Origin of the sequence: Halorubrum sp. FL23, assembly GCF_052439115.2 — an archaeon.
Classification (GTDB): Archaea; Halobacteriota; Halobacteria; order Halobacteriales; family Haloferacaceae; genus Halorubrum; species Halorubrum persicum.
Genome location: NZ_JBQVRO020000036.1, coordinates 1 through 9,282, shown reverse-complemented (window position 1 = coordinate 9,282; position 9,282 = coordinate 1). Strand labels below are relative to the sequence as shown.

Below are 9,282 nucleotides of genomic sequence, written 5' to 3'. Positions count from 1 at the left end.
AACGAGAAGATTCACTGCACTACCTCAGTTGAGGCCACTGGAGGTGAAGTCTAAACGGTTCTGAGACGCGACCAAAATCTTCAACCAATTCCCACCCTTCAGTCTGCGTTGCGTCGTCAAGCACGGTGATGAGCTGTTCCTGATAGGCTCTGGAAATACCTCGGTAACGGTCGGATTCCCCTTTCTCGTGTGCGGTCGCTAACTGTGTTTCGTAGGTTGCGACTGCCCTTGTGAGTGCGTTCACATCTCCGTTTTCAGCGGTTGCTAACTGCTGGTCAAGCCGATCAATTTCGATTTCCTCAGGACGGCGGTCTGCTGTCATTATTTTCTCTAACAGCAACTGGAGGCTTGACATCCTCTCCGCCCTGAAGGGCGAAGATTCCCACGGCCTCGCACCGCTGGTTTGGGGTGTTTATGGTTTGTAGCTGTCCCGATGGCGGCTACTGGCTGTGCCAATCAGCCGTTACTCCTATCCCGGCATGGGATTCAGAGGTACTTCTTACTGTACCCGAACACTACAACAGAAAGGGGTACTTTCTGTGTGTGGTCGGGAATCCCGATATTGTCCGATTAAGTGGGCGGGTGGACCGCCTCGGATAATCATTAATACGACGACTACTCAGTTAAAACACCCGGCCAGAAGTTCGTGGTTGCTGTAGAGAATTGTCGGATTCATCCGCGCGCTGAAGCGCGAGGCTTTCTCCTTGATTCTCCGTAACATCCGTCTTTAGCTAAGAGAGAAACCGCGTGACAGCAGCGGCTTATCGAGGCTTCTTTTCGAGAGGAATGAGGAGGCGGCAAGTGTGCACCAAGACGCCTCCTCATCGAAAATCATGCGTCGGCTCACTACACTGTTTCCCTCCGAGTTCCTCGAAGAGCACGCCGAGGAACTCGGCGTGGTCGAGCGTGAGGGGAAGCTTCAGATTCCTGTTCTCGTGTGGGCGCTCGTGTTCGGCTTCGCCGCAGGCGAGAGCCGAACACTCGCCGGGTTCAGACGCTGCTACAACTCGACAGCTGATGAAACGATCTCTCCCGGTGGGTTCTATCACCGGTTGACACCGACGCTGGCGGAGTACCTCCGCGACCTCGTCGAGCACGGCCTCGACGAGGTCGCTGTTCCTGACACCGTTGACGCTGATATCGACCGATTCAGGGACGTGATGATCGCCGATGGAACGGTATTGCGGTTACACGAGTTCCTTTCTGATGAGTTCCAAGCCCGTCACGAGGAGCAGGCTGGAGCGAAGCTCCACCTGCTCCACAACGCCACCGATGAGACGATTGAACGGATCGACATAACGGACGAGAAAACGCACGACAGCACGCTGTTCAAGACGGGATCGTGGCTACAAGAACGGCTCGTTCTGTTCGATCGAGCGTACTTCAAGTACCGCCGCTTCGCGTTGATCGATGAGAACGACGGCTACTTCGTGAGTCGGCTGAAAGAGAACGCGAATCCGCTGATAACGGAGGAACTGCGGGAATGGCGCGGCCGCGCCATTCCCTTGGAGGGCAAGCAGATCCACGATGTGGTCGATAATCTCTCGCGGAAGTACATCGACGTAGAGGTCGAGGCGGAGTTCAAGCGGGGCCAGTACGAGGGGACGCGGTCGCTGGATACGAAGCGATTCCGCGTCGTCGGCGTCCGCGACGAGGACGCCGACGACTACCACCTCTACATCACGAATCTGCCGAGAGAGGAGTTTTTCCCGGCGGATTTAGCAACGCTGTATCGGTGTCGGTGGGAGGTAGAAACGCTGTTTCGTGAACTGAAGACACAGTACGAGTTGGACGAGTTCGACACAAGCGACCCAGATGTAGTGAAAATTCTGCTGTATGCGGCGTTGCTGTCACTGCTGGTGAGTCGTGAGCTGTTGGATCTGGTCACCAAGCAGGCCGATGACGAGATCGTGTTTCCACCGGAACGCTGGGCGGCGACCTTCCGGTCGCACGCCCAGCTCATCCTCCATGAACTCGGTGAGTATCTCGGTTACTCGCCACCGCCGTTGCTGGAGCGGCTGATCGAGGACGCCCAGAAGATTCACCAGCAACGACCGATCTTACAGGAGACGCTCGTTACCGCTACACAACCGAGGTGTGAGTCTTAGCTAAAGACGAATGTTCTCCGTAATGTTTGTGCCACAGAGCGATGACAATAGCATATGACGTATGCTCTCAGCATCCACGTCGAGTCCTACGAGTTTAGCGGAGAGTTCTATTTTCTCGGGGACGGATACGACACAGGTGGGGACGTGCTGAAACACGTGGCAACCGACCACATTTTGACGATGAAGCAACGCCCACATGCCGCCGAGTATCTTCTTGAAACGCTCCAAGAAGGCGAGAATGTGAGTGAATCCGTATATGAGCAGGCAGAGCCAGATGCCTCCTGTGGACTCCACTTCGATGTTGACCACCAGCAGTTTCAGTTCTGGATTGGCGACCGTTCCGTTGACATCGGGAGACAGCCGACAAAGAGTGAGCTTCGCTCAACTGCCGACGACCTCTCAATATAGTGTTCTCTTCGAGATTCCAACCCCAGCAAGGACAAGTATCCCACCGACATAGGTAAACTCGAATGCGTCTCTCGTTTGATGATGGCACGCTTCTTCTCGAAGACGCTCCTGATACTGTGCCGTATGCCGAATGGGACGACCGTGTTGACGAGTATCGGGCACAGGCACAGCACTACCGTGATATTCGACAGTGGGCAACTGAGTCCGATGGTCAAGCAACACTCGAAGAATCCACAGCAACTGTGGCTCAATTAGAGGATGAGGCTCGTGCCTACTCGGAGTTCTATCTCACGCCGTCTGTCGCTATCGAACCACGGGACTACCAACAGGACGCTCTCTCTGCGTGGCAAGACAACAACCGTCAAGGAAGCGTCGTCCTCCCGACTGGAAGCGGGAAAACGTTCCTCGCCGTTCAAGCCATTGCTGACGCAGGTGTGAGTACGCTCGTCGTCGTGCCGACTATCGATCTGATGAACCAGTGGCACGCGACTCTCACCAATGCCTTCGGTGACCAACTTCCAGACGGGGTCGGCGTTCTTGGGGGAGGAAGCCACGAGATAGCGGACATCACAGTAACGACCTACGACTCCGCCTACCGCTACATCAACGAGTACGGCGACCAGTTTGGACTTCTTGTAGTGGACGAAGTTCACCACTTGCCAGCTCCGACCTACCAGCAAATTCCTGAGATGACGATTGCTCCGTATCGGCTTGGACTGACAGCAACCTACGAGCGTGCCGATGGAGCACACGAAGAGTTGGAGGACTTGCTTGGGACGGTCGTCTATCGAGAGGAAGTCAATGAACTTGCTGGCGAGTTTCTTAGCGAGTACGAGACGATTCACCTCCAAGTCGGACTTACCGACGGCGAGCGGACAACCTATGATGAGGAGTACCAGATTTACCGTGATTATGTGGATAGCCACGACTTTGACCTCTGGAAAGAGAACGGCTATGCTGAGTTCCTCAAACGCACATCCTATGACCCGCAGGGGCGACGGGCTCTCATCGCCAAGCAACGAGCGGAGAAGATCGCCCGCACGGCTGAAAGGAAGCTGGACACGCTTGATAATCTCCTGAAACGGCATTACGACGACCGTACAATCATCTTTACTGCCAACAACGAGTTTGCCTACAAGATTTCCCAAGAGTTCGTTGTGCCGTGTATCACACACCAGACCGAGACTGAGGAACGCACCGAGATCTTGGAACGGTTTCGGACGGGAGAGTACTCAATGCTGGCTACCTCACAGGTCTTGGATGAAGGCATCGACGTTCCGTCTGCGAACGTGGGCATTATTCTGTCTGGGAGTGCCTCGAAACGACAGTACGCACAACGGCTGGGACGGATTCTCCGACCGACAGACGACCGTCAACCTGCTCGTCTCTACGAAATTATCACCGAAGACACGATAGAAACCTACGTCTCTGAACGACGACGGCAGGGGGTGACAGCGAGTGCTGACAGCTGACCTCGCACGCTCACGCACGCACGAAGATAACATTGCCCCGTTGTTCGTCGATACTGATGAGCAACGGTACCGAGAGACAGCTGCGGAACTCATCCAGATTTTCGAGGAGCATCTCGGCGAACAGAAGGGCGAATTGGAAGACACCATCGACCAGCTCACCATTGCGGATACGGATTACAAAATCGTCCAGGGACTGGCGAAACTGCTGAAAGACGAGTGTGAGTTCGAGACAGTCGCCCCCGTTGAGCCACGAGAGATTCGGCAACGCCTCTTCAAGAAGGCAAACGAGTCGTATCCTATCGCCCGCCAGCCAACGCTCGGAGAGGACACAAAGAAATTGGAGGTGTACAGTTCTGTCGCTGATAAACTCGGTATCTCACTCAAAGAGTGCTACCAAGGGATGTACGCAGACTTGGAGGGGAACAAGCGACTCGTACGGTTCGGACACCGTTTTTCCGATGAATACGAGGAGGGAGACGAATCAACCACTACGACACGACTCACGGGTGATAGCGAGGAGTCCTACGCTGAGGATACGATCACGGTTGACTGGCTTCTTACACGCTACAATCTTGCTCTGGCACAGGCGGTGCTGTACGATGCGACAGAGATGCGGATACGAGTCTGGGACTCATTTTCTACCGTCTTCAGCTACGTGAAGCTCTTTGGGCTGATGCACCGCATCTACCCAATCGACAGCAACGGCAGGCGTGTCTCCAATACAGATGTTGCTGACGGGTATGAAGCGACTCTGGACGGAGCAGCATCTCTTTTCTCGAAATCACGGAAGTACGGGATTCGGATGGCGAACTTTCTGCCAGCCCTCCCGTTGTGCGACCGCTGGGAGATGGAAGCCGATATACTCGATGACGAAAGCGCATCATCTCGTCCAACACTCTCATTTGAGCTTGACCAGACCGATGACCTGTCCTCACACTACTCTGCTCAGGGCGATTTCGACTCTGATGTCGAACGGACGCTCGCTCAAAAGTGGGAGCGGTCGAACACCGATTGGGAGCTGGTGCGGGAAGACGATGTGCTGGACTTGGGGGCGGAGGTGATGCTCCCCGATTTTGCTATTGAACACCCAGACGGACGACGAGTCGTGTTCGAGATTGTTGGGTTTTGGACGCCCGAGTACCTTGATGAGAAGTTAGCGAAGATACGAGAAGCCGACCAAGATAATCTTATTATCGCCGTCTCAGATCGGTTGGATTGCTCATCTGAGGATTTCGAGGGGGTAGATGACCGTGTGCTGTGGTTCAAATCAGGGATTCACGTCTATGATGTCGTAGAGTTGGCTGAGGGGTACGCTGTCGAGGTTTCCTCGGTTTAGTGTTGAGGCTGACTGTACGCAGGCCAGTGAGCAGCCGATTCGTTCGAGAGAGCGTGAAGTGACGGTGAGCTCCGTGCTGGCTGTATCCTCTGTATCTCGCACGACGCTCCTGACAGGTAACAAAAAGTTTGTGTCTTGACCAGTACGTAAGTCCCCTGTATTGACCAATCTTGATCCGGGTATCTGAACTGTTCTATGACATCGCGCGAGATGGTTACTCACGACCTGCGGTCACGCTGCTGTCCCGGAACAGTACTTTCGCCCCGCTCGCCCGAAGTATAAGTCACAGAGTCTGTAATATCGGGGTGAGGGAGCAAAGCTGAGTCGGTCTCACTGACCTAACCAGCTCTAAAACGCTGTCACACGCTCCCTCTCCCCCTGAAAAGAGCTGCCAACCTCATGAGAATGACCCCCGATAATCCAGAGACGGTCCGTGGCACCTGCTCATTCTGTGGCGATACAGTTACCGGCCGACACGCGATCATCGAGTATGAAACAGATAGCGGTAGACCGGGCGTGTGGGCCGAATGCCCCGGCTGTGGCGAGATCGTCGATCCAATGAATGCTCAGTAAACAGTTCATCCAGCAAATTGTGAGACTCGAGTTGCCATCGACAACCCACCACGAGTGCCGTCACTGTGGATACAGCGTGGAGAAGGACGTCGATGAGTGTCCACAGTGTGGCTCTCGCGAAATCGCGGCCTACGATCTCGAGTAATTGCTGAGGTAGTCACGGTGGGGAAAGAAGGTTCAATACCTTATGTAGCACCCGAGCGCTAACATGGCTCCAATTGTTACATAAGGTATGGAGCAGCCGTCACCACCCACCTCGCTCCCGAAGTATCTCGCTGAGGGGCTCCCCAAACAGGACACGGAAACACTCCATGAGATACGGAACTACGTCAAGGCGCTCATCGAGTATCGCGACCAGTCGGTTGACACCGAGGAGCTTCCGGAGGCTGCCGAGCCCGTCGAGGAGTCCGATAGCGAAGGAAGCAGGACCGTCGTCACAGAGAAGGTCACCTGTGGCGACGATAGCTGTAAGTGCGCTAGCGGAGACCGCGCGGATATGCACGGCCCGTATCTCTATCGGTACTATCGTGAAAACGGGACGATGAAATCGGAGTACATCGGGAAGCCAGGAAGCGAGTAGGGTGGATCAGGATAGTCGGGGTTCCAACGATCCCCGTCAAATAGACAGTGCCAGTAAAACGACGTTACAGCGCTCGTGAGTCGGGTTCGACAATGCTGGCAAACGCGACGTTTGCTTGGACTTGCTCGATCTCGACCGACAGCTCATCACCTGGTTGTCCGCCGGGGACAATCACGACGTAGCCCCGTTCAACCTTCGCAATGCCGTCACCTTGATCACCAGTCGTCTCGATCGTCACGTCGCGGACTTCACCTTCGTCTACGGGAGGACCGTCCGACGTCGGAGTTGGTTCTTGCCCAGCCGATTGAGGTTGCTCTTCTTGGGTCTTCTGGCTTGTCGAGGATTCTGATTTCAAGATCGCGACGCGATACGTTTCGTCGGCAGCAAGCGCGTCGTGTTCGATTTCATTCGCGGGGACATCCACAATATATGACCCGCCACGTTCTTCGATTTGAGCACTAAACACAGAGCGAAGCGAATCAGAAATCTCGATCATCAGGTATCACGAGTTGTAGCTAGTCAACGTATCTAAATCTCGCGTTTTGCGCTACTCTGAGGTGGTAATCTAGTGTATGCTGAAGAGAGCACGCAGATCCCAAACAGAAACTCCTCAAAAGACTAGCAGGCCAGATCGGTCAATACAGAGGACTCACGAATCGCTCGGCACAGGGTGTCCGAAGTATCACGTCCGATTCGGCAATCCCAAACACTATTATCTAGTACATGAATTATGAATTGTATGTCGAAGGCAGCTGGAGACCCCGAACGCGCCGTCAACGGCCTGCTGTCAGTTGCACAGCTGCTGGAAGAGCCACGACTGGCGCGGCTCTACACCTTCGTGCTCCGGCAAGAGGAGGTCACTATCGACGACATTGTCGATGAATTGGAGATTCCCCGGACGACAGCGTATTCGGATGCCGGCTCGCTCGTTGAGCTCAAGGTCCTCACTCGAGATGAGGGCCAGAAAACACACACGTATTCAGCAGTCCCGATCACTCTCTCGGCAAATCTCGGGGGAGACGAGTATACGATCACGCCGACGCTCATCGAAGCGTTCGGCCGATCGCCTCGGGATCAGGACCTCAATCTCCTCATCGAGAGAGACGGTCTCGGAAAGCTCGCTGCCGCCCTAACGTATGCGATACCGTACGCCAACGGGAACATGTCGGAGCGAGTTGCAGCCCGGGAACTCGACCTTCAGCACGCCTTCGCAATTGCCGTGTTACAGGCACTACGAGACGTCGTCCTCGATATGGAATCGGTCGATCCCTATTTTGACGAGATTCGGGACGCTAATGAGAATCCGACGATTGAAGGCTGACTACGAGAGCGATGAGTGAGCCGTTCAACCCGTTGCAGAATTCGGTGACGTGGATCGCGGATACAGGATTGTTCATCGCGTGTGGTCGCCAACAGAACAACAAGTACACGGCTCTCGAACGCTTTGCTCAACGGAACGATCTCACATTTGTCATTCCGCAGCGAGTCTACGACGAGCTCGGTGGTGCGCCGAGGCGAAGTACGCCGGGACAGACTCCGATCAATAGCGCCATTGATGCCGGTTGGGTTACAGTCGCCGACGAGCCTGACTACACGAACGGCACCGTGTCACAAGTGATGGACGACGTTCGGTCGTACATCGCTCGATCCTCGAAAAGAAGCGAGGATCGGATCGAAAAGGCTGACACCGCGCTTGCTGCGGCCGCAGTTGAAAGGCTCGAAGCGGATAGCGGTCTGGTCTGTATCGTGACGACCGACATCGACGCCGGCGAGGCGGTTGTTGCGACACTCGACGCCCACGGGTTCGAGAATCGTGTGCGGTTCAAAAATGGGTTTGAGCTGATTGACGAGATCACGTAATGGTCAGTCAGCAAGCGCGTTCTATCGGCTGATTCGGCTGTGAGTTCACGAAATGAATGTCGTGCAACTCTTCTATGACACCCTAGCATGAGTGACACAATGGTCTCGTCAAGAAATATGATGGCGAGAACAGTGTACCAAGCCCCCACAAATCACCGGTGACAGACGTCTTCATCCCTCTAGAACTCACCCGACGAGCTCCCCAGTAGTTGCTTCTTGGAGGCTCAACTGGCGTGGGCGTCTCCCCATTACCTCAGTCTCACGTTCAACAAGGGCACCACCAGCGACAGCGGCGTCCTCTCGATAGCACGCTCTCGTAGTCACTGCCCACAGCGCTGGCAGCACCTCATCGAGTAACGGCCACGGCTCTGTGAGTTCCAGTAAGACGTCGCCAGCGAAGCCGACGTCCTCTGGTGAGATTGGGCCATCCGGGCCATGATGGGCTCGAGCTGTCCGTAACGCTCCGGCCGCAGCGTGGACGTCGTTGCTAACGGTTGGATCGCTCACCCACTGCGGGTAGATATCCTGGTACCGCTCAGGCAGTTCTCCGTCGTCCCGGTCCGTTTCCGCAAACGACAGCTGGAGCCGGTAGCCAGCATCCGTCATCGCGACGATTCCAGCATCAACGAGGTCAGGGAGATGGTCACGAAGCGAGCGAGCCGACACGCCGGCTCTCTCGGCGAGTTCTGACTGCGTCAGGAATTCTTCAGCACCGGCGAGTGCCACGAGGGCCTTTCGCGGCGTTGACGACGCATCTCGAAGTACCTGCTCTGGAGACAGTGCTGCGATGATGCGTCGGAGCTCTACAGACCGGATATGTCGCGTCTCGGCTTCCGGCTCTAGCGCTCGGGCGACGCCGTTCGCGATTGCGAGTGGTGACCGACACAGCCCGTGGAGCACCGATACCGCCTCTGGAGTTGTAAGCAGATTCTTCGCCTCGAGCGC

The 9,282-nt window shown here is 55.4% G+C and carries 12 protein-coding genes; 9 read left to right on the top strand and 3 right to left on the bottom strand.

Annotated features, from left to right (window positions below):
• Positions 1–19: 19 nt before the first annotated feature.
• The gene (locus ACT4MF_RS18495) at positions 20–355 is read right to left on the bottom strand and encodes a DUF8137 family protein (protein ID WP_444683781.1); all 336 of its coding nucleotides are present in this window, start codon (positions 353–355) and stop codon (positions 20–22) included.
• Positions 356–833: 478 nt separating this feature from the next.
• Between ACT4MF_RS18495 and ACT4MF_RS18490 the strand changes: the two genes are divergently transcribed.
• The 7 genes from ACT4MF_RS18490 (at position 834) to ACT4MF_RS18460 (ending at position 6,477) form a co-directional block, all read left to right on the top strand.
• Positions 834–2,108, top strand: a complete 1,275-nt coding sequence (locus ACT4MF_RS18490) for an IS4 family transposase (protein WP_444683787.1) — start codon at positions 834–836, stop codon at positions 2,106–2,108.
• 54 nt (positions 2,109–2,162) lie between these two features.
• A complete protein-coding gene (locus ACT4MF_RS18485) occupies positions 2,163–2,516 on the top strand; it encodes a hypothetical protein (protein ID WP_444683782.1) in 354 nt (117 codons plus the stop codon).
• Between the two features lie 62 nt (positions 2,517–2,578).
• Positions 2,579–3,988 carry a DEAD/DEAH box helicase family protein gene (locus tag ACT4MF_RS18480; RefSeq protein WP_444683783.1) on the top strand — a complete coding sequence of 470 codons (1,410 nt, stop codon included), beginning with the start codon at positions 2,579–2,581 and terminating at the stop codon, positions 3,986–3,988.
• Positions 3,975–5,324, top strand: coding sequence for a DUF790 family protein (locus ACT4MF_RS18475; protein ID WP_444683784.1), 1,350 nt, complete (start codon positions 3,975–3,977; stop codon positions 5,322–5,324). The genes ACT4MF_RS18480 and ACT4MF_RS18475 overlap by 14 nt, the downstream gene beginning before the upstream one ends.
• A gap of 399 nt (positions 5,325–5,723) precedes the next feature.
• Positions 5,724–5,897, top strand: coding sequence for a DUF7837 family putative zinc-binding protein (locus tag ACT4MF_RS18470; RefSeq protein ID WP_439330792.1), 174 nt, complete (start codon positions 5,724–5,726; stop codon positions 5,895–5,897).
• Entirely contained in the window at positions 5,887–6,042 is a 156-nt protein-coding gene (locus ACT4MF_RS18465) for a zinc-ribbon domain-containing protein (RefSeq protein ID WP_486867007.1), read from the top strand. Before ACT4MF_RS18470 ends, ACT4MF_RS18465 begins: the two co-directional genes overlap by 11 nt.
• A gap of 87 nt (positions 6,043–6,129) precedes the next feature.
• A complete protein-coding gene (locus ACT4MF_RS18460) occupies positions 6,130–6,477 on the top strand; it encodes a DUF6788 family protein (protein WP_444683785.1) in 348 nt (115 codons plus the stop codon).
• A gap of 64 nt (positions 6,478–6,541) precedes the next feature.
• Here the strand turns inward: ACT4MF_RS18460 and ACT4MF_RS18455 are convergent, their stop codons facing one another.
• Positions 6,542–6,973, bottom strand: coding sequence for a TRAM domain-containing protein (locus ACT4MF_RS18455; RefSeq protein WP_285270714.1), 432 nt, complete (start codon positions 6,971–6,973; stop codon positions 6,542–6,544).
• Between the two features lie 243 nt (positions 6,974–7,216).
• Here ACT4MF_RS18455 and ACT4MF_RS18450 point away from each other — a divergent pair, with 243 nt between their 5' ends.
• On the top strand, positions 7,217–7,798 hold the full coding sequence (locus ACT4MF_RS18450) for a DUF7437 domain-containing protein (protein ID WP_198664694.1): 582 nt from the start codon (positions 7,217–7,219) through the stop codon (positions 7,796–7,798).
• Positions 7,799–7,809: 11 nt separating this feature from the next.
• Positions 7,810–8,337 (top strand): PIN domain-containing protein, encoded by a 528-nt coding sequence (locus ACT4MF_RS18445; RefSeq protein ID WP_094521150.1) that lies wholly within the window; start codon positions 7,810–7,812, stop codon positions 8,335–8,337.
• A 186-nt stretch (positions 8,338–8,523) separates the two neighbouring features.
• On the opposite strand, the gene ACT4MF_RS18440 is transcribed toward ACT4MF_RS18445, so the two are convergent.
• Positions 8,524–9,282: winged helix-turn-helix domain-containing protein (locus ACT4MF_RS18440; protein WP_444683786.1), on the bottom strand; the 759-nt coding region annotated here is incomplete at its 5' end.